The 19,507-nt window shown below is 70.2% G+C and carries 16 protein-coding genes; 7 read left to right on the forward strand and 9 right to left on the reverse strand.

The genetic code is table 11. The features are described from left to right. Positions 1-7 precede the first annotated feature (7 nt). Positions 8-793: a (2Fe-2S)-binding protein gene (locus KQY30_RS03140; protein WP_254407527.1), complete on the reverse strand. Its 786-nt coding sequence runs from the start codon at positions 791-793 to the stop codon at positions 8-10. 155 nt (positions 794-948) lie between these two features. On the opposite strand from KQY30_RS03140, the gene KQY30_RS03145 reads away from it, so the two are divergent. Further along, entirely contained in the window at positions 949-1,992 is a 1,044-nt protein-coding gene (locus KQY30_RS03145; RefSeq protein ID WP_217305449.1) for a DMT family transporter, read from the forward strand. On the opposite strand, the gene KQY30_RS03150 is transcribed toward KQY30_RS03145, so the two are convergent. Continuing rightward, the gene (locus tag KQY30_RS03150; RefSeq protein ID WP_217305450.1) at positions 1,873-3,234 is read right to left on the reverse strand and encodes a transglycosylase family protein; all 1,362 of its coding nucleotides are present in this window, start codon (positions 3,232-3,234) and stop codon (positions 1,873-1,875) included. The two genes, KQY30_RS03145 and KQY30_RS03150, sit on opposite strands and share 120 nt — an antisense overlap. A gap of 182 nt (positions 3,235-3,416) precedes the next feature. On the opposite strand from KQY30_RS03150, the gene KQY30_RS03155 reads away from it, so the two are divergent. After that, positions 3,417-4,544, forward strand: a complete 1,128-nt coding sequence (locus KQY30_RS03155) for a LacI family DNA-binding transcriptional regulator (RefSeq protein WP_217305451.1) — start codon at positions 3,417-3,419, stop codon at positions 4,542-4,544. Positions 4,545-4,965: 421 nt separating this feature from the next. Here the strand turns inward: KQY30_RS03155 and KQY30_RS03160 are convergent, their stop codons facing one another. Continuing rightward, positions 4,966-6,306, reverse strand: a complete 1,341-nt coding sequence (locus tag KQY30_RS03160; RefSeq protein WP_217305452.1) for an ROK family transcriptional regulator — start codon at positions 6,304-6,306, stop codon at positions 4,966-4,968. 142 nt (positions 6,307-6,448) lie between these two features. Here KQY30_RS03160 and KQY30_RS03165 point away from each other — a divergent pair, with 142 nt between their 5' ends. The 4 genes from KQY30_RS03165 to KQY30_RS03180 are packed head-to-tail and all read left to right on the forward strand — an operon-like array spanning position 6,449 to position 11,009. Then, complete coding sequence (locus KQY30_RS03165; protein WP_217305453.1) at positions 6,449-7,759, forward strand: sugar ABC transporter substrate-binding protein; 1,311 nt, start codon at positions 6,449-6,451, stop codon at positions 7,757-7,759. A gap of 10 nt (positions 7,760-7,769) precedes the next feature. After that, the gene (locus tag KQY30_RS03170) at positions 7,770-8,780 is read left to right on the forward strand and encodes a carbohydrate ABC transporter permease (RefSeq protein ID WP_217305454.1); all 1,011 of its coding nucleotides are present in this window, start codon (positions 7,770-7,772) and stop codon (positions 8,778-8,780) included. Beyond that, positions 8,773-9,633, forward strand: a complete 861-nt coding sequence (locus KQY30_RS03175) for a carbohydrate ABC transporter permease (RefSeq protein WP_217305455.1) — start codon at positions 8,773-8,775, stop codon at positions 9,631-9,633. The genes KQY30_RS03170 and KQY30_RS03175 overlap by 8 nt, the downstream gene beginning before the upstream one ends. A 20-nt stretch (positions 9,634-9,653) precedes the next feature. Further along, positions 9,654-11,009 carry a GH1 family beta-glucosidase gene (locus KQY30_RS03180; protein ID WP_217305456.1) on the forward strand — a complete coding sequence of 452 codons (1,356 nt, stop codon included), beginning with the start codon at positions 9,654-9,656 and terminating at the stop codon, positions 11,007-11,009. Positions 11,010-11,098: 89 nt separating this feature from the next. Here KQY30_RS03180 and KQY30_RS03185 read toward each other — a convergent pair whose 3' ends face one another. The 6 genes from KQY30_RS03185 to KQY30_RS03210 form a co-directional block, all read right to left on the reverse strand. Continuing rightward, complete coding sequence (locus KQY30_RS03185; RefSeq protein WP_217310702.1) at positions 11,099-11,995, reverse strand: PfkB family carbohydrate kinase; 897 nt, start codon at positions 11,993-11,995, stop codon at positions 11,099-11,101. A gap of 35 nt (positions 11,996-12,030) precedes the next feature. After that, the gene (locus KQY30_RS03190; RefSeq protein ID WP_217305457.1) at positions 12,031-13,020 is read right to left on the reverse strand and encodes a zinc-dependent alcohol dehydrogenase family protein; all 990 of its coding nucleotides are present in this window, start codon (positions 13,018-13,020) and stop codon (positions 12,031-12,033) included. Continuing rightward, complete coding sequence (locus tag KQY30_RS03195) at positions 13,020-13,919, reverse strand: carbohydrate ABC transporter permease (protein WP_046502106.1); 900 nt, start codon at positions 13,917-13,919, stop codon at positions 13,020-13,022. Before KQY30_RS03195 ends, KQY30_RS03190 begins: the two co-directional genes overlap by 1 nt. After that, complete coding sequence (locus KQY30_RS03200) at positions 13,916-14,779, reverse strand: carbohydrate ABC transporter permease (RefSeq protein WP_217310703.1); 864 nt, start codon at positions 14,777-14,779, stop codon at positions 13,916-13,918. The genes KQY30_RS03195 and KQY30_RS03200 overlap by 4 nt, the downstream gene beginning before the upstream one ends. A 115-nt stretch (positions 14,780-14,894) precedes the next feature. Continuing rightward, positions 14,895-16,283, reverse strand: coding sequence for a sugar ABC transporter substrate-binding protein (locus KQY30_RS03205; protein WP_217305458.1), 1,389 nt, complete (start codon positions 16,281-16,283; stop codon positions 14,895-14,897). Positions 16,284-16,449: 166 nt separating this feature from the next. Continuing rightward, a complete protein-coding gene (locus KQY30_RS03210; protein ID WP_046502102.1) occupies positions 16,450-17,211 on the reverse strand; it encodes a DeoR/GlpR family DNA-binding transcription regulator in 762 nt (253 codons plus the stop codon). Between the two features lie 462 nt (positions 17,212-17,673). Here KQY30_RS03210 and gndA point away from each other — a divergent pair, with 462 nt between their 5' ends. Continuing rightward, positions 17,674-19,113, forward strand: coding sequence for an NADP-dependent phosphogluconate dehydrogenase (gene gndA / locus KQY30_RS03215; RefSeq protein WP_217305459.1), 1,440 nt, complete (start codon positions 17,674-17,676; stop codon positions 19,111-19,113). The last annotated feature ends 394 nt before the right edge of the window (positions 19,114-19,507 follow it).

The raw sequence follows: 19,507 nt of genomic DNA on the forward strand, positions 1-19,507 counted from the left end.
GTCATGGTCACCCGGATTCGGCCCGGACGGAAGACCGCGGCGGTGGCCGGTCGAAGACACAGTCCCCGCAGAGGGCGCCGGTGGGGCAGCGGTAATAGAGACAGCAGCTCCGGCGTCTGAAGGCTCCGATCGGCGATGCGCCGAGCAGGGAAGTGCCGGGCAGGGAGGTACCGGTGGTACGGAGGTCGGGGTGGCCGAAAAGCTCCGCTGCCAGGGCTCCGGCGCGCTCCGCCACCTCCGGCCGGCCGTTCCGCTCGCCCCAGCGGGTCAGCTCCCTGACGGCTCCGGCGAGCGCGGAACCGGCATTGCCCCACAGCAGCCGGGACGAGATCCGCCCTTCGCGCCGCAGGGCGTCGGAGAGCGGGACGAGATGGCCGTACTGCACCACCTCGCGCACGCTCGCGGCGGTGGCGGGCAGGGTCCGGGCCGTGGCGGGGTCGTCCGTGAGGACCAGATCGTCGGGCGAGCCGAGGTCCGGGTCCCAGCGCAGCTCGCGCGGGTCGAGGCCGGGGACGGCGCCCGTCAGTACGGCGCTGCCCAGCGCGACCGACCAGAGCCGCGCGGCGAGCCCGAGCTGCGCGATCGAGGCGGCGATCCGGCGCTCGGGGGCGCGCAGCCGGGCCGCGACCGTGTCGACCCGGCCCGTCAGCGGGCGGTGGTCGCCCCCGTACACCGAGGCGAGCGGGACATGCGCGGGACCTGGTGCGCCGGTCCGCAGGGCGAAGAAACCGCCGACGGAGCCGACGAGGGCGAAGTCCGGTCGGTGTGGACGTGTGGGCCCGGTCCCGTCCAGGTGTCGCTGGTCCACCCTGTCCCCCCATCGGTCAGCATCCGCGACATTACCTCTATGGGAGGACATCCGGCTCCACCTCGTACTACGACAGCAGTACGCCGGATTGACCTCTTCAGGACGACGCCGAAATCAGCCGTAGGAGAGATCGTGGGCGCATGAGTGCCCTCGCGCTGTCCGTGCTGCTGTCCCTGGTCTCCGCCCTCGCGTACGCGGTCGGCGCGATCCTCCAGGAGCGCGTCGCGGCGCACACCCCCGACCGCCCCTACGCGCCCCTGCACCACGGGGTGTGGTGGGCGGCCGTGGCGCTGAACGGGCTGGGCGGGGTGCTCCATGTCGCGGCGCTGGCGTACGGGCCGCTCAGTCTGGTCCAGCCGCTGGGGGCGCTCACCATCGTCTTCGCGCTGCCGCTGGCCGCGCTCTTCGTGGGCCGCAGGGCGGGGCGCACCGCCTGGCGCGGCGCGCTCATGGCGACCGCCGGACTGGTGGGGCTGCTCGCGCTGACCTCGGGCAGCGACTCCCAGTCGCTGGACGGCCCGCACCGGCTCGCCCTGGCCGCGGCCACGTTCGGCGCCGTGGGGGTGCTGTTCCTGGCCGCGCGGTGGGTGGGGCGGCCGGCGGTACGGGGCGTGCTGCTGGCGGCCGCCGCGAGTGTGGCGTTCGGGATCTCCTCGGTCTTCACCAAGACCGTCACGGTGGACTGGGCCTCGGACACCGCGGCCGTGCAGGTGCCGAGCCTGCTGCTGATCGCGGTCCTCGGGGCCGGCGGGCTGCTGCTGTCCCAGGCGTCCTACCGGGGCGCCGGTCTGGCCGCCCCGCTGGCCACGGTGACCGTCGTCAATCCGGTGGTGGCCGCGGGCGTGGGGCTGACGCTCTTCGGCGAGGAGTTCCGCTACGGCTTCCTCGGCACGGGGCTGGCGCTGGGCTTCGGCGCCGTGGCCGCGGGCGGGCTGGTGCTGCTCACGATGGAGCGGCCCGGGGTGTCCTCGCCGGGCGGCCCGGCGGCTCCGGTGGACCACGCCACGGTGCCCGGTCCCGCCGGGGCCCCGGACGATGCCGTGGCCCCGGCCCTGGGAGGAGCCTCAGACGCGGATGCCCGCGGCCCGCAGATAGGCCAGCGGGTCGATGTCGGAGCCGTAGTCCGGCCCCGTACGCATCTCGAAATGGAGATGCGGCCCCGTACTGTTACCGGTCGACCCTGACCTGGCGATCCGCTGGCCGCCGCTGACCTGCTGGCCCTCGCGCACATTGAGCGCGGAGAGATGCGCGTACTGGCTGTACTTGCCGTCGGCGTGCCGGATCACGACCTGGTAGCCGTACGAGCCCGCCCAGCCGGCCGAGACGACATGCCCGGCGGCGACGGCCTTGACCGAAGTGCCGGTGGGGACCGGGAAGTCGACGCCCGTGTGATAGCCGCTGGCCCAGGAGCCGGGCTGGCCGTACCGGGTGCCGGTGGAGGCGGAGACCGGGGCGGAGACCGCGCCCGAGGCGGGCTTCTCGGCGCGGGCGGGCGCCTTGACCTGCTGCGGCTTCGGCTTGGGCTTGGCCGCCTGCTGCTGGGGCTTGGGCTTCGCGGCCTGCTGGGTCTTCTGCTCCGTCTGCTTCGGCTTCGCGGCCTGTTCCGGCTTGTCCTGCGCCTTCTGCTTCTTCTGCTGGACCGCCTGCTTCGGCTTCTCGGCCGGTACGGGCTTCGCCGTGTCCTTGGGCGGAGCGGTGGCGGCGCTGCCCTTCGGGGGCGCGAGGACATGCAGGACGAGCTTCTGGCCGGGGAAGATCAGATCGGGGTCACTGCCGATGAGCCCGCGGTTCTCCTCGTACAGCCGCTGCCAGCCGCCCTTGACGGACTCCTCGACGGCGATGGCGGAGAGCGAGTCACCGCGCGCGACGGTGTATCCCTCGCGCTGCGTCGGGACGGTGGTGGGGGACGCCTTCTTCGGTCGGCTCTGCTCGGTCCTCGCGCCCTGCGCGGCCTTGGTCTGGATCGGGCCGCTCGTCCGCTCGCTCGCGGCCCTGGGTGTGTTGCCGCCGTCGCGGGAGCGGTCCGGGGTGATGTCCGGTGCGTCGCCGCCCCGGGTCAGGCCGGCGCCGGGCGAGCAGGAGGGCCAGGCCCCGGGGCCCTGCCCCTTGAGCACCTTCTCGGCTATCGCGATCTGCTGGTCCTTGGTGGCGAGATCGGCGCGCGGGGCATACCGCTCGCCGCCGTACGCCTCCCAGGTGGACTGGCTGAACTGGAGCCCGCCGTAATAGCCGTTACCGGTGTTGATCTGCCAGTTGTTGGTCGACTCACAGGCGGCGACCTTCTCCCAGACGTCGACCGACGCCCCGTGCGCGGACCCCGCGGCTATGAACGGCAGTGCCATCCCCGCGCCGCCCGCCGTAACGGTCAGCGACGCACGGTTGATACGACTCGGCTGGTACCTGCGGTGCCGACCGGTTGCGGCCATGACTGGGCTCCCCCACTGGCTGTAGGACACGTCGCAAGCGGACAACTTACGGGCTGGGCACGGACCGTGACAAGACCTCAACTACCGGCGACCGGCGCCCGGTTCGCCGGGCCGGCCACCATCACCGCGCTCACCAGCGAAGACCACGGAGAGCGCTCTCCTCTGCTGCTATAAATAGGGGCATGACGGAACACCCGCGACCGGCCGGAGCGCCCACCCTGGAGGATGTGGCGCGAGCCGCCGGTGTGTCGCGCGCGACGGTCTCGCGGGTCGTCAACGGTGTCCGGAATGTCGACCCGGTGATACAGGAGTCCGTACGGCAGGCGGTGGCCGCGACCGGCTACACGCCCAACCGCGCGGCCCGCTCCCTGGTCACCCGGCGCGCGGACGCGATCGCGCTGGTGGTCTCGGGGGCGGGGGACGACTCGTCCGACGGCTCGGCGACCGCCCCGGCCGTCGCTGCCCAGGGCTCTACGGAAGGCGACGGGGACGCCGGGCCGGACAGCGCGAACAACTCCTTCACGGCAGGGGTCTTCGCCGACCCGTTCTTCGGCCGGGTGGTGACGGGTGTCGTCAACTACCTGCGGCCGCACGGCATGTACCCGGTCCTGATGTTCGCCGAGACGTCCGGCGCCCGCGACGAGGTCGTCTCGTATCTCCGGCAGGGCAGCGCGGACGGCGCGCTCGTCGTGTCGACCCACGCCGAGGATCCGCTGCCCGAGCTGATCACGGACGCGGGGCTGCCCGCCGTGCTGTACGCGCGTCCCGCCCGGCCGGCCCGTATCAGCTATGTCGATCTCGCCCACCAGGACGGCGCGCGGCTGGCGGCCGAACATCTGCTGGCGCGCGGCTGCCGGCGGATCGCCACGATCACCGGGCCGCTGGACGTACCGGCGTGCCAGGACCGGCTCGCGGGCTTCCGGGACACGATGGCACGGCACGGCCATCCGTACATCCCCATCGCCGAGGGACGGTTCACCCAGGAGACCGGTGAGAGCGCGATGGAGCGGCTGCTCGCCGAACACCCGGATCTGGACGGGGTGTTCGCGGCGAACGACCTGATGGCGGTGGGCGCGTGCCATGTGCTGCGCGAGCACGGCAGACGGGTGCCGGAGGATGTCGCGGTGGTCGGCTTCGACGACAGCAGCGCGGCGCTGGCGTGCCGGCCGCCGCTGACCACGATCCGGCAGCCGGTGGAGGAGATGGCGGCGGAGATGGCCCGCCTTCTGCTGGACCGCCTGTCCGGCTCGGACCGCGCGGTCACCTCGGTGATCTTCGAACCGTCCCTGGTGGTACGCGACTCGGCCTGACGACGACGGCGGGCGCAGCGACCAGCCCCGGAGCCTGCGGACCGCGGCCAGGGGGTCTTGTCGATCAGGCCGGATCGGTCAGTGGGCTCCAGTGCGTGCGGTCGCAAGGCGGAGGAGAGAGCCAGGGCGGAGTCCCGGCGGCCGACGGCAACGCCGCGAGCGTGCCTACCGGACCCCGCGAGATCGGCGCGACACCCGCCAAGACACCGGAGACGTCCGGCGGGCGCTGTGCCCGTGAGCCTCTAGGGGGTGTCTTGCCGATCCGGCCGGATCGGTGAGCGGGGTCCGGTGCGTGCGATCGCAAGGCGGAGGAGGGAGCCCAAGCGGAGCGTAGGCGACTGACGACAACGCCGCGAGCGTGCGTGCCGGGCCCCGCGAGCCCGGCAAGATCGGCGAGACACCCCCTAGTCCCGGCCGGGTCTCACCCCGGTGTGCCGCCCGTCGGTGTCGACGCGCGGCGCCAGCGGCGTGGCGCCGCGACTCCCCCCGGGTCCGGTTCGGCGGCCGGGCCGGGGACGCGGGGGCGGCTGCCGCCACGGGCCAGGAACGCCGCGAGCGGCAGGGTCGCCGCGCCCACCGTGACCGCGTCCGGGCCGAGCTGCCCCAGCTCGATCGTGGTGCGCGCCGCCGCGTGCGTCAGCGCGTACGCCTCCGCGTGCCGCCGGATCGCGGGCAGCAGATGCGGTCCGATCAGCAGCCCCGCCCACCCGCCGAGCAGAATGCGGTCGGGCAGGAAGAGATTGGTCAGATCGGCGACGGCCGCCCCCAGACACTCCGCGGTGTCGTCGAGCAGGGACACCGCCACCGGGTCGGGCGCGGGCCCGTCAGGTCCGGGGAAGGCCGCTCCGAGCAGCGCGGCCAGCGCCGTCTCGTCGTCCGCGTCGTCCGGCAGCGGTCCGCCCGCCTCGTACCAGCGCTCGCGCATCGCCTCCGCTCCGGCGTACGCCTCCAGACAGCCGATGGAGCCGCAGCGGCAGCGGCGGCCGCGCATGTGCACGGTGGTGTGGCCCCATTCGAGCGCGCTGCCCCGGCCGCTCTCCTCGACCAGCGCGCCGCCGTGGATGACGCTCGCGCCGACACCGGAGCCGATGAGCGCGATCGCGGCCGTACCGGCGCCCCGGCCGCCGCCGAACCACATCTCGGCCTGCCCGAGCGTCTTGGCTCCGTTGTCGATGAACAGCGGCACTTCGGACGGTACGTCGAGGACCTCGCGCAGCAGTCGCTCGAACGGCACCGCGGTCCACCCGATGGTCTGCCCGTGCACCACGGCGCCGTCCCGGCCACGGCGCTCGATGATCCCGGGGACCCCGATGCCGATGCCGAGGAGCTGCCCGGAGTCGGCCCCCGTGTCGCGCAGCACGTCGGCGACACCGGTACGGACGTGGGAGACGATGCGTTCGACATCGTAACCGTGCTGGGCCAGCAGCCGGTCGGTGCGGGCCAGTTCCGTGAGGGACAGGTCGAACAGCTCGACCCGGACCCGGGTCTCGCCGATGTCGATGCCGATGAGCAGTCCGCCGCCGGGGGCGACGCGCAGCAGCGTACGGGGGCGGCCGCCGTCCGAGTCGACCACGCCGGCCTCCTCCAGAAGGCCCTCCGCGGCGAGTTCGGCAACGACGTTGCTGATAGAGCCTGAACTCAGCCCGGTGGCAGGACCGAGCTCCTGGCGGCTGAGCGGACCGTCGAAATACAACCGTTGTACAACCCTGGCACGGTTGTCCCTTCGCAGGTCACGCACCGTCCGTCTGCCGCGCTCTCCCATGGTGCTCCTTCCGTGGACGCAACATACCCCGGTCACAAACCTTGACGCGACCTTCCCTCACCTCTTAAATCACGTCATAAATTAAGTCATGGAGGCCGTTCGACTCCCGAACGCTGCCACCCCCGGAAAGGGGCCATCCCACATGCGCACCATCAGAGCCGCAGCAGCAGTCGCCATCGTCAGTGCCCTCACGGCCGTCACCGGCTGCGGCGGCGGTTCCTCCAGCGACGGCGGAAGTAACGAATCACCCAAAACCCTGACGTACTGGGCATCCAACCAGGGGCCCAACATCGAGGCGGACAAGAAGATACTCACGCCCGAACTGAAGAAGTTCGAGCAGCAGACCGGCATCAAGGTCAATCTCGAAGTCATCCCCTGGTCCGATCTGCTCAACCGGATCCTCGCCGCCACCGCCTCGGGTCAGGGCCCCGACGTGCTGAACATCGGCAACACCTGGTCGGCCTCGCTGCAGGCCACGGGCGCGCTGCTGCCGTGGGACCAGAAGAACTTCGACGCGATCGGCGGCCGGGACCGCTTCGTCGAGTCGGCGGTCGCCTCGGCCGGTGCGGAGGGTCAGGACCCCGCCGCCGTGCCGCTGTACTCGCTGGCGTACGCGCTCTACTACAACAAGAAGATGTTCGCCGACGCCGGCATCACCCAGCCGCCCGCCACCTGGGACCAGTTGGTCGCGGACGGCAAGAAGATCTCCAAGGACGGCAAGTGGGCGCTGGGCGCGGAGGGCGGCAACAACTCCAACAACATCCACCAGGTCTTCGCCCTCGGTAAGCAGCACGGCGTCGACTTCTTCGACAAGGAGGGCAAGCCGACCTTCACCTCCGACGGCGCGGTCGCCGCTGTGAAGCAGTACATCGACTTCATGGCCAAGGACAAGATCATCGCTCCGGGCAACGCGGAGTACGCCCAGAACCAGTCCCTCCAGGACTTCTCCAAGGGCAAGACCGCCATGGTGCTGTGGCAGGCCGCGGCCTCGACCTTCGCCTCGCAGGGCATGAAGCCCGAGGACTGGGGCGTCGCCCCCGTTCCGGTCCAGTCCGGCACCCCGGGCTCCGGCACCCAGACCAACTCCATGGTCGCGGGCATCAACATCGCGGTGTTCAAGAACACCAAGAACATCGACGGCGCCAAGAAGTTCGTGAAGTTCATGACGAGCGACGAAGAGCAGAAGCTGCTCAACAAGACCTTCGGCGCGATCCCGCCCGTGAAGGCCGCGCAGTCCGATGCCGCGTTCGCCGCGCCCGACCTGAAGGTCCTCCGCGACACGCTCTCCACCAGCGCCGCCCCGCTCCCCCAGGTCGCGAACGAGTCGCAGTTCGAGACGACCGTCGGTGCGGCCGTCAAGGGCTTGTGGGCCGACGCTGCGGCCGGCAAGCCGGTGACCACCGAATCCGTCAAGGCGGCCCTGACCAAGGCCCAGCAGCAGATGGCGCAGTGAGGCTCTCCCCATGACCGCCACCGTGACACCCAGCAGTGGGCACAAGGCGGGCAATCCGGAGAAGACGGACAACGGGGGTGCGCGCGGACGTCGTCTGCTGCGCATCCCCGACCGGATCCGTCAGGGCGGTCTGCCCTATCTCCTGCTGCTGCCCGCGGTTGTGCTCGAACTGCTCATCCACATCATCCCGATGGTGATCGGGATCTGGGTGAGCTTCCGGCAGCTCACCCAGTTCTTCATCCGGAACTGGGGCAATTCCCCCTCCGCCGGTTTCGACAACTACAAGATCGCCATCGATTTCGACGCCCCCATCGGGCAGGCGCTGCTCCACTCGTTCCTGGTGACCTGCGCCTTCACCGTGCTCTCCGTCGGGCTGTCCTGGCTCTTCGGAGTGACAGCGGCGATCATGCTCCAGGAGAACTTCCGCGGCCGGAACGTACTGCGGACGATCTTCCTGGTGCCGTACGCCCTGCCCGTCTACGCGGCGGTCATCACCTGGGCGTTCATGTTCCAGCACGACAACGGCATCATCAATCACGTCCTGCACGACCAGCTCGGCCTCACCGACGAACCGTCGTTCTGGCTGATCGGCAACAACAGCTTCATCGCGCTGGTCGTCGTCTCGCTCTGGAAGTCCTGGCCCTTCGCGTTCCTGATGCTGATGGCCGCGCTCCAGAACATTCCGCGCGATCTGTACGAGGCCGCCTCCATCGACGGGGCCGGCATCTGGCAGCAGATCCGAAAGATCACCCTGCCGTCGCTGCGCCCGGTCAACCAGGTGCTGGTGCTCGTCCTGTTCCTCTGGACGTTCAACGACTTCAACACGCCCTATGTGCTGTTCGGCAAGTCGGCGCCGGCAGCGGCGGACCTGATCTCGATCCATATCTACCAGTCGTCGTTCGTCACCTGGAACTTCGGTTCCGGCTCCGCGATGTCCGTACTGCTGCTGCTCTTCCTGCTGGTCGTCACGGCGGTCTATCTGCTCCTCACCTCACGGGGAAGGAAGGGCTCGAATGTCTAGGCCCAGGTCTCCCATCGCACCGCCGCAGTCGTTCGTCTGGACGCGCCGCGTCGTACTGACACTGCTGGCGGCCTTCGCGCTGCTGCCCGTCTATGTGATGGTCAGCAGCTCGCTCAAGCCGCTGGAAGACGTGTCGGGCAGCTTCGAGTGGTTCCCGGCGAACTTCACGATCCGTCCGTACATCGACATCTGGTCGACCGTTCCGCTGGCCAAGTACTTCGTCAACTCGCTGATCGTGGCGGGTTCGGCGACCGTGCTCTCGGTGGTGATCGCGGTGTTCGCCGCGTACGCGGTGAGCCGCTACCGGTTCCGCGGCAAGCGGGTCTTCACCGTCACGGTGCTCTCCACCCAGATGTTCCCCGGCATCCTCTTCCTGCTCCCGCTGTTCCTGATCTTCGTGAACATCGGCAACACCACGGGCGTCGAGCTGTACGGCTCGCGCGGCGGCCTGATCCTCACCTATCTGACGTTCTCGCTGCCGTTCTCCATCTGGATGCTGATCGGGTACTTCGACTCGATCCCCAGGGAGCTGGACGAGGCCGCCATGGTGGACGGCTGCGGGCCCATCCGGGCGCTGTTCCGGGTCGTGGTGCCCGCCGCGGTCCCCGGCATCGTCGCCGTCGCCGTCTACGCGTTCATGACGGCCTGGGGCGAGGTCCTCTTCGCCTCGGTCATGACCAACGACACCACCAGGACCCTGGCCGTCGGCCTCCAGGGGTACGCCACCCAGAACGACGTCTACTGGAACCAGATCATGGCCGCCTCGCTGGTCGTCAGCGTGCCCGTGGTCGTCGGGTTCCTTCTCCTCCAGCGCTATCTCGTCGCCGGCCTCACCGCGGGCGCCGTCAAGTGACCACTTCAGAAAGGCAGTCCGTGAACGACCTCAACGCCCTTCCGGCCGATTTCACCTGGGGCGTCGCCACCGCCGCGTACCAGATCGAGGGAGCCGTGGCCGAGGACGGCCGCACCCCCTCGATCTGGGACACGTTCTCGCACACGCCCGGCACCATCGACAACGGGGACACCGGCGATGTGGCCTGCGACCACTACCACCGTGTGCCCGAGGACATCGGGCTGATGAAGCGGCTCGGCGTGGACGCGTACCGGTTCTCGATCGCCTGGCCGCGGATCGTACCCGGCGGCGACGGACCGGTGAACGAGAAGGGACTCGCCTTCTACGACCGGCTGGTGGACGGGCTGCTGGAGGCGGGCATCACCCCGTTCGCCACGCTCTACCACTGGGATCTGCCGCAGATCCTCCAGGACCGCGGCGGCTGGCCCTCCCGTGACACCGCCGAGCACTTCGCCGCGTACGCCTCGGCCGTCGCCGAGCGGCTCGGTGACCGGGTGAAGGACTGGGCGACCCTCAACGAGCCGCTCTGCTCGTCCTGGATCGGCCATCTCGAAGGCACCATGGCGCCCGGTCTGAAGGACCTCACGGCCGCGGTGCGCACCTCGTACCATCTGCACCTCGGGCACGGCCTCGCCGTACAGGCGATCCGCGCGGCCTCCTCGGACGCCCGCGTCGGCATCGTCAACAACCTGAGCCCGATCGAGCCGGCCAGCGACAGCGACGCGGACCGCGCGGCGGCCGTGCGCGCCGACGGGCACACCAACCGCTGGTGGCTGGACCCGATCCACGGTCGCGGCTACCCGCAGGACATGCTCGACCTGTACGGAGTGGACCTGCCGCAGCGCCCCGGCGACCTGGAGACCATCGCCACGCCGCTGGACTGGCTGGGGCTGAACTACTACTTCCGCCAGATCGTCCAGGACGACCCGACCGGGCCCGCCCCCTTCGCCCGCCAGGTCGACGTGCCCGGCGCCCGCCACACACACATGGGCTGGGAGGTGCACGCCGAGGGTCTGGAGCAGCTTCTGCTCCGCCTCACCGACGAGTACGGCGCGCGCCGCATCTTTGTCACCGAGAACGGCTCGGCCTTCCCCGACACCGTGAAGGCGGACGGCACCGTCGACGACCCCGAGCGCTCCCGCTATCTGGACGAGCACCTCGCGGCCTGTGCGCGGGCGGTGGAGAAGGGCGCGCCGCTCGCCGGGTACTTCGCCTGGTCGCTGATGGACAACTTCGAGTGGGCGTACGGCTACGACAAGCGGTTCGGTCTGGTCCATGTGGACTACGAGACGCAGCGCCGCACGATCAAGGGCAGCGGCCACCACTACGCGGACATCATCCGCGCGGCCAACGGCGGGTCAGGCAAGGCCGCCTGACACGCCCTCATTCGCCGTGAAACGGCCGGAGCCACCGTCCTGGGGAGGTCGGACGGTGGCTCCGGACGCGGCGGAGTTCCCTCAATCGCTCAGATACTGGCCGGTATTGAGGGTTCCGTACCGGTCTGGGCGCAGACCGAGGCGGCCACCTGCGAGGCGAAGCCCAGCATCCGTGTCACCTGGTCGCGCGAGAGCGCGTCGGCGCCCCCGTCGCGGTGAGCGCCGGTCGTGGTCAGCCAGTTGAGGACGCCCGACATGAAGGCGTCGCCCGCACCGATGGTGTTGACCACCTCGACCGGCACCGCGGGCACCGACACCGGCTCGGCCGGGCCCGCGTAGCCCGTACTGCCCCGGGCGCCCCTGGTGAGCACCACCAGTCTGCCCTCCCCCGCCAGCCGCCGGCAGGTCTCGTCGGGGTCCACGCCGGGCCAGAGCCGGGCCATGTCCTCGTCACTAGCCTTGATCACCTGCGCCAGGCCGCACAGTTCGCGCAGCCGCCGCCCGCCCGCCTCCGGATCGATCGTCCGGTCCTCGCGCACATTGGGGTCCACCACCAGCAGGGTGTGCCCGGCGGCGGCCCGCGCGGTGGACGCGACGGCCTCGGCGGCCGGATCGACGACCGCCGCGACCCCGCCCGCGTACACGGCCGCGAACCGTTCCACCTCGCCCGCGTGGTCCGGCAGCCGGAACGTCGCCGTGTCCCGCAAGTGGAAGTGGTAGCTGGTGCCGTCCGGGCCCGGGTCGGCGACCGCGAGCGTGGTGGGCAGCTCCGAGCGCGCGCACAGACCGAGTTCGGTACCGGCCGAGACCAGCCGCTCCTCGATCATCCGCGCGAAGCCGTCGCCGCCGAGCGCGCCCGCGAACCAGCTCGGCGTACCGAGCCTGGCCAGTCCGGCCGCCACATTGGCGGGTGCCCCGCCCGGTTCGGCGTGGTACGTCCGCGGCTCACGCGGTGACGGTACGAGGTCGATGAGCGCCTCCCCCATCACCAGGACGGCGCCCGGCCGCACGGCGGCTCCGCTCACGGCTCGACCACGATCTTGCGGCCGAGACCCGCCTTGAACCGCTCGATCGCCTGCGGGTACTCCTCCAGCGGCAGCCGGTCGCTGATGAAGACCGCGGGGTCGAGCACCCCGGCGGCGAACAGCGCGGCGGCCCGCTCGTAGCTGTGCAGCACCGCCATGGAGCCGGTGATGGTGATCTCCTGGTTGTAGATGCGGTACGGCTCGATGACCGCCTTCGTCGCGTAGTCGGAGACACCGAACTGGAGGAAGGTGCCGCCCTTGGCGACCCGGCCGATCCCGTCCTGGATGGCCGCGGCGTTGCCGGTGGCGTCGATGACGACGTCCCAGCCGCGCGGCCGGTCGAACTCGTCGGCCGAGGCGGCGGAGCGCGAGCAGCCCAGCTCGGCGGCGGTCGCCAGCCGGTCCGGGTTGATGTCCAGCACATCGACGGTGGCGGCACCGGTCCGCTTGGCGAGTTCCAGCATCATCAGTCCCATGGTGCCCGAGCCGTAGATCAGCACCTCGGCGCCGAGGGTGGAGCTGAGCACGTCATAGCCGCGGACCGCGCAGGACAGCGGCTCGATCAGCGCCGCGTCCCGTACGTCGATGTGGTCGGGCAGCCTGACGCAGTTGGCAACCGGCGCGACCGCGAACTCGGCCGCGCCGCCGGGCTTGCTGACCCCGATCGCGTTCCACCGGTCGCACAGGTTTCCCCGTCCGGCCCGGCAGTAGCGGCACTCGTGGCAATAGAGCGAAGGGTCGACGGCGACCTTGTCACCGACGGCCAGTTCAGTGACGTCGGAGCCGATCTCCACGATCTCGCCCGCGAACTCGTGGCCGGGCACGATCGGCAGGGTGGGCGCGAACTCCCCCTGGAGAATGTGCAGATCGGTGCCGCAGAGGCCGCACGCCGCGACGGACACGACCACGTCCCGGGGGCCCGGGGCGGGGTCGGGCACCGTCGTGACGGAGACCTTGCCGACGGCTTCGACGATCGCTGCCCTCATTACTTAACAGCTCCAAGAGAAAGGCCCTGGACCAGCTTGTCCTGGGCGGCGAAACCGGCGGCGAGCACCGGCAGGGAGACGACGACGGACGCCGCGCAGAGCTGGGCGAGGAAGAGGCCCTGGCTGGTGACGAAGCCCGTCAGGAAAACAGGAGCGGTCTGGGCCGTCACCCCGGTGAGCACCCGGGCGAAGAGCAGCTCGTTCCAACTGAAGATGAAGCAGATCAGCGCGGTGGCCGCGATGCCCGGCGCGGCGACCGGGGCCACCACCCGCGCCAGTACGGTCGGCAGCCGCGCGCCGTCCACCTGTGCGGCCTCGATGATGGAGACCGGCACGTCCGCGAGGAAGGACTGCATCATCCACACCGCGATGGGCAGATTCATCGAGGTGTAGAGGATGACGAGCAGCCAGATGTTGTCGAGCATCCCGGTGTTCTTCGCGAAGAGATACACCGGCAGCAGTCCGGCGACGACCGGCAGCATCTTCGTGGAGAGGAAGAAGAACATCACGTCCGTCCACTTCTCCACCCGCTTGATGGAGAGCGCGTACGCCGCGGGCAGTGCCAGGACGAGCACGAACACCGTGGAGAACACGGACGCGGTCAGGGAGTTGATCAGCGGCGGCCAGGGGCTCGCGCCGCCGTCGGCCCCGAAGAAGACCCGGTAGCTGTCGAGGGTCAGTCCGGCGGCGAAGGACGGCGGGTTGGTCGCCGCGTCCGCCTCCGAGTGGAAGGAGGTGAGCAGCATCCACAGCGCCGGCAGACAGAAGACGATCCCGACGATCCAGGCCAGCAGCCCGAGCCCGGCGGAGCGCCGCCTGGCCCGCCGGGCGGCGGGTGCGTACGGATCGATCCTGGGCCGGGCGACCGGTGCGGCGTGCGGGGCGGAGAGTGCGCTCATGCGCGGTTCGCCTCCTCACTGAAGAGGGACGAGACCACACGCAGGGCGAAGGTCGCGATCACGATCGTGCCGATGACCACGACGACTCCGGCGGCGGAGGCCAGTCCGTACTCGTGAGCCTGGTAGAAGGTCTGGTAGATGGTGTACGGGAGGTTCGCGGTGCCGAGCCCGCCCGAGGTGAGGGTGAAGACCGCGTCGAAGTTCTGCACGATGTAGATCGAGCCGAGCAGCACGCCCAGCTCCAGATAGCGGCGCAGATGCGGCAGTGTCAGATAGCGGAAGGTCTGCCAGGTGGTGGCGCCGTCCAGCTTGGCGGCCTCGATGATCTCGGCGGGCCTGCTCTGGAGTCCGGCGAGCAGGATGAGCATCATGAACGGCGTCCACTGCCAGACGAGGGCCGCCTCGACCGCGATCAGCGGCATGTCGGAGATCCAGTCCGGCTGGGCCGGGCTGGAGACCCCGAAGAGTCCGGTGAACCACGCCCAGGCCCCGTTGAACAGGCCGTACTCGGGGTTGTAGAGCGCGTGCTTCCACAGCAGCGCCGCCGAGACGGGGACCAGCAGGAACGGGGTGATCAGCAGCGTACGGACAAAGCCGCGGCCGAGGAACTTGCGGTCCAGCAGCAGGGCCAGCAGCAGCCCGAGGATCACACTGACGATCACGACGCTCGCGGTGAGCAGGACGGTGGTGAACACCGACTCCCGCAGGCTCTCGTCGGAGAACACCGAGCCGTAGTTGGCGAGTCCGGCGAAGGCGCGCTCGTCGGGCGCCAGCGAGTTCCAGTCGAAGAGCGAGATCACCAGGGTCGCCACGAAGGGCAACTGGGTGACCGCGACCAGGAAGATCAGCGCGGGCAGCAGCGGGGCCCGGGTGGCCCAGGCGCGGGCCCGGCCGGTGGCCCCCGGCCGGCGCGCCGGGGCGCGCCGGGGCGCGACGCGCCGGCCGGGGAGAGGGGGGCGGTACCGAGGGAGGTGCTCACTGCTGCTCCTTGCCTACCTTCTCGGCGAGAGCCTGCGAGGTCTTCAGCGCGTCGGCGACCGACTTCTTGCCGGCGATGGCGGCGCTGATCTCCTGGGAGACCTTGGTGCCCAGGTCGGTGAACTCGGGGATGTCGACGAACTGGATACCGACGGTCGGCCGCGGCTGGGTGCCCGGGTCACGCGGGTTCGCACTGGCTATGGCCTGCTTGGTGACCTCGGCGAAGGCCGCCGCGTCCTTCAGGTAGTCCGGGTTGGCGTAGGTCGAGGCCCGCTTGCCGGCCGGGACATTGGCCCAGCCGATCTTCTCGCCGACGAGGTTCTCGTACTCCTTGCTGGAGGCCCAGGAGATGAACTTCCAGGCGCTCTCGGTCTTGGTGGAGGCCTTCTGCATGCCCCAGGCCCAGGTGTAGAGCCAGCCGGAGCTCTCGGTCTTGTCGACGGGGGCCGGTACGTAGCCGATCTTGCCCTTGACCGGGGAGCCGTTGGCCTCCAGCGATCCGGCGCCGGCGGTGGCGTCGTACCACATGGCCGAGTTGCCCTGCGTCATGTTGTTGAGGCACTCGGCGTAGCCGGACTGCGGCGCGCCCGCCTGGCCGTGGTTGCGCACCAGGTCGACATAGAAATTGGTGGCCTTGGTGAACTCGGGCGAGGTGAGCTGCGCCTCCCAGTCCTTGGTGAACCAGGTGCCGCCCATGGTGTTGACGACCGTGGTCAGCGGGGCGATGACCTCGCCCCAGCCGGGCAGTCCGCGCAGACAGATGCCCCGCATGTTCTTCTGCGCGCCGTCCACCTTGGCGGCGAGATCGGCGACCTGCGCCCAGGTGGGCTTCGCGGGCATCGTCAGCTTCTTCGCCGCGAACACGTCCTTGCGGTACATCAGGAAGGACGACTCGCCATAGAAGGGCTCGCCGTAGAGCTTGCCGTCCTCGGCGGTGAGGGAGTCCTGGAGCGGCTTGAGTATGTCGGCCTGGTCGAAGGCCTTGTCCTTGGCGGAGTACTCGTCGAGCGGGTGGAGCCAGCCGTTCTTGGCGTAGAAGGGCACCTCGAAATTGCTGATGGTGGCTACGTCGTACTGCCCGGCCTGGTTGGAGAAGTCCTGGGTGATCTTGTCGCGGACGTCGTTCTCCGGCAGGACCGTGAAGTTGACCTTGATTCCGGTGTCCTTGGTGAAGTTGTCCGCGGTGAGCTTCTGCAGCTCGACCATCTGCGGGTTGTTCACCATCAGCACATTGAGCGTGTCACCGTCCGAGGAGGAGGTGCCGCCCGCGCCGCTGCACCCCGCGAGCAGGGCGATCAGGGCCGCGCTCGCGACCGCGGCTTGGATCCCGCTTCGGCTTCCGCGACGCCGTCGTTGCTGGAGGTGCTGAAGTGGCTGGAGGGGCATGACGTTCTCTCCTGGGATTGCGGGTTGCTGGGGACAGGGGGACTGCGGAGGGACTGCGAGGATTCCGGAGGACTCGCAGTGGGATTTATGGGTGCTTATAGGGGTACTGGAGGACCTATGGATGTACGAAAGGGTGTACGAGAGAAAATGAGCGGGCCGGACCGGATCAGACCCGGATGACCTGCGGCCCGAGCAGCGAGTACCGCTGGGCCTCGGCCGAGGGCAGCCCCGCGTCCGTCACGATCGACTCGAAGTCACCGACCTCGGCGAAGCGGCAGAAGCTGACCGCGCCGAACTTGGTGTGGATCCCGGCGAAGACCCGTCGCCGGGCGCTCCGCATGGCTTGTGCCTTCACCTCGCTGACCGCGGGGTCGGGGGTGGTGAGCCCGTACTCGCGGGATATGCCGTTCGCTCCGACGTACGCCAGGTCGATGACGAACTCGGAGAGCATCCGGGTGGTCCAGTGGTCGACCGTGGCCATGGTGGAGCCCCGGACCCGGCCGCCGAGCAGCAGTACGGCGATCTTCTCGGCGTCCGCGAGCGCGGTCGCCACCGCGAGGGAGGCGGTGACCACGGTCAGCGGGCGGTCCCGGGGCAGTGCCTCGGCCACGAGCTGCGGGGTGAAGCCCTCGTCGACGAAGACCGTCTCGGCGTCACCGAGAAGATCGGCCGCGGCGACCGCGATCCGTGACTTCTGGGGGACGAGCCGGGTGGTCCGTACCGCGAGGGTGGTCTCGAACCCGGCGCTCTCCACCGGGTAGGCGCCGCCGTGGGTGCGCCGTACGAGTCCGTGTTCCTCCAGGGCGTGCAGGTCTCGCCGTACGGTCTCCTTGGCGACCCGGAGTCTCCCCGCCAGCGCGGTGACCTCCACCGATCCGTCTCGTCGGGCGATCTCAAGGATTTCTCGTCGGCGCTCGTCGGTGTCCACGACCACACACTTCCCTGCTTTGCTGCGGCTCAGCACCCGTTCGGGCTCATGCGTCGTTTGTACAAGCAAGGGACCCGCCGCCACCAGCTTCTTCGCAACATTGGCTGTGCCCGTTCATGCCCGTTTCACCAAGAACGTTTACGCTGGTCACTCCGGCAATCGGGGGTTCAACCATCCGGGCCGCTGCCCGATTGGTGCCCGGTACGAGCCCGTTCGGCGCCCGGTGCGGTACACGTTATCGCCGTGACCGGAGCGGGCATTCGGAAGCCCGGTCACACCTGCGCAGTGTGCGCCTCGCGCTCACACGGAGAACTACGGCACGATGCCACAGGCCCGGAAATGCACAAGGTCCAGGCGCGCTTGACGATTGATGAACAGCCGCGCTCCGCCGTACGTACCGCCTTTCGGCGGGACTCACCGGTGGCGCGCGGCGCATCCGACGGATACCCAGGAGCACACGACATGAGTGGAACAGCCCAGATCGGTGTCACGGGGCTCGCGGTGATGGGCCGCAACCTCGCCCGGAACTTCGCCCGCAACGGCCTGACGGTCGCGGTGCACAACCGCACCGTGTCGAAGACGCGTGCTCTGGTGGACGAGTTCGGGGACGAGGGCACCTTCGTCGCGGCCGAGTCCGCGGCGGACTTCGTCGCGGCGCTGGAGCGTCCGCGCCGGCTGATCATCATGGTGAAGGCCGGTGGTCCGACGGATGCCGTGATCGAGGAGTTCGCCCCGCTGCTCGAGGAGGGCGATGTCATCATCGACGGCGGCAACGCCCACTTCGCCGACACCCGGCGCCGGGAGCGGGAGCTGCGCGAGCGCGGGATCCACTTTGTCGGTGTGGGCATCTCGGGCGGTGAGGAGGGCGCGCTGCACGGTCCGAGCATCATGCCCGGCGGTTCCGCCGAGTCGTATGCCTCGCTCGGCCCGCTGCTGGAGCGGATCGCGGCGAAGGCGCCCGACGGCACGCCGTGTGTGACCCACATCGGTCCGGACGGGGCGGGCCACTTCGTGAAGATGGTGCACAACGGCATCGAGTACGCCGACATGCAGCTCATCGCCGAGGCGTACCACCTGCTGCGGTCCGTGGCCGGCTACTCCCCCGCGAAGATCGCGGAGACCTTCAGGTCCTGGAACACCGGACGGCTCGACTCGTATCTGATCGAGATCACCGCCGAGGTGCTCGCCCATACGGACGCGGCGACCGGCAAGCCGTTCGTGGACATCGTGACCGACCAGGCCGAGCAGAAGGGCACCGGCCGCTGGACCGTGCAGATCGCCCTCGACCTGGGGGTCCCGGTCTCCGGTATCGCCGAGGCGGTGTTCGCACGCTCGCTCTCCGGGCACGCCGGGCTGCGCGAGGCCTCCCGCTCGCTGCCGGGCCCGACGGCGGCGCCGCTCTCCGAGGCGGACGCGGCGCGCTTCGCCGACCAGGTCGAGCAGGCGCTCTACGCCTCGAAGATCGTCTCGTACACCCAGGGCTTCCACCAGATCCAGGCGGGCAGCGAGGAGTACGGCTGGAACATCGACCTCGGTTCCGTCGCCGCGATCTGGCGGGCGGGGTGCATCATCCGGGCCGCGTTCCTGGACCGGATCCGCGAGGCGTACGACACCCAGCGCGACCTGCCGAGCCTGCTCTCCGACAAGCAGTTCGCCGAGGAGATCGGCGCGGCACAGGAGGACTGGCGCGCGGTCGTCGCCACGGCCGTGCACCAGGGCGTGCCGACGCCGGGCTTCGCGGCGGCGCTGTCGTACTACGACGCGCTGCGCGCGGAGCGGCTGCCCGCCGCGCTGACGCAGGGGCAGCGGGACTTCTTCGGCGCGCACACCTACCGGCGCACGGACCGCGAGGGCTCGTTCCACACGCTGTGGGGCGGCGACCGCTCGGAGGTCTCCGCGTAGCGCGTGCTTCCCGCTGAGGTCCCGTCGCCGGGTCCGTCAGGTCATCGCCGCCGGGCGCCGTCCCAGGGGCCCGGGTGAGGGTTCCGGCTCCGGCGGCGGTACGGGTCCGGGGCCCGGCGGCGGCGGGCTCGGAATCGGGTCCGGTGTGGGTACGGGACCGGGTCCCGGCGGGGGCGTCGGGTGCGGCGGCGGTGTGGGCATCGGCGGTGGAGCCGGTGGCACCGGGTCGGGCCCGGGGCCCGGTGGTCCGGGCCGCGGGGTGGACCCGGGCGGTACGGGGTCGGGGTGCACGGGATCGGGGTGTACGGGGGCGGGGTTCGGGCTGGTCATGGCCTTGCCTCCAGGGGTGCGGGCGTCCTGCGTTCTCACTCTCTCCCGGTGCGCGTGCCCCCGC

The organism is Streptomyces sp. GMY02 (assembly GCF_019056675.1).
Classification (GTDB): Bacteria; Actinomycetota; Actinomycetes; order Streptomycetales; family Streptomycetaceae; genus Streptomyces; species Streptomyces odonnellii.

Coding starts and splice junctions, on each gene's coding strand:
- KQY30_RS03150 (WP_217305450.1), bottom strand. CDS start 3,234: ATGGCCGCAACCGGTCGGCACCGCAGGTACCAGCCGAGTCGTATCAAC.
- gndA (WP_217305459.1), top strand. CDS start 17,674: ATGAGTGGAACAGCCCAGATCGGTGTCACGGGGCTCGCGGTGATGGGC.
- KQY30_RS03195 (WP_046502106.1), bottom strand. CDS start 13,919: ATGAGCGCACTCTCCGCCCCGCACGCCGCACCGGTCGCCCGGCCCAGG.
- KQY30_RS03205 (WP_217305458.1), bottom strand. CDS start 16,283: ATGCCCCTCCAGCCACTTCAGCACCTCCAGCAACGACGGCGTCGCGGA.
- KQY30_RS03190 (WP_217305457.1), bottom strand. CDS start 13,020: ATGAGGGCAGCGATCGTCGAAGCCGTCGGCAAGGTCTCCGTCACGACG.
- KQY30_RS03170 (WP_217305454.1), top strand. CDS start 7,770: ATGACCGCCACCGTGACACCCAGCAGTGGGCACAAGGCGGGCAATCCG.
- KQY30_RS03155 (WP_217305451.1), top strand. CDS start 3,417: ATGACGGAACACCCGCGACCGGCCGGAGCGCCCACCCTGGAGGATGTG.
- KQY30_RS03145 (WP_217305449.1), top strand. CDS start 949: ATGAGTGCCCTCGCGCTGTCCGTGCTGCTGTCCCTGGTCTCCGCCCTC.
- KQY30_RS03160 (WP_217305452.1), bottom strand. CDS start 6,306: ATGGGAGAGCGCGGCAGACGGACGGTGCGTGACCTGCGAAGGGACAAC.
- KQY30_RS03165 (WP_217305453.1), top strand. CDS start 6,449: ATGCGCACCATCAGAGCCGCAGCAGCAGTCGCCATCGTCAGTGCCCTC.
- KQY30_RS03175 (WP_217305455.1), top strand. CDS start 8,773: ATGTCTAGGCCCAGGTCTCCCATCGCACCGCCGCAGTCGTTCGTCTGG.
- KQY30_RS03185 (WP_217310702.1), bottom strand. CDS start 11,995: ATGGGGGAGGCGCTCATCGACCTCGTACCGTCACCGCGTGAGCCGCGG.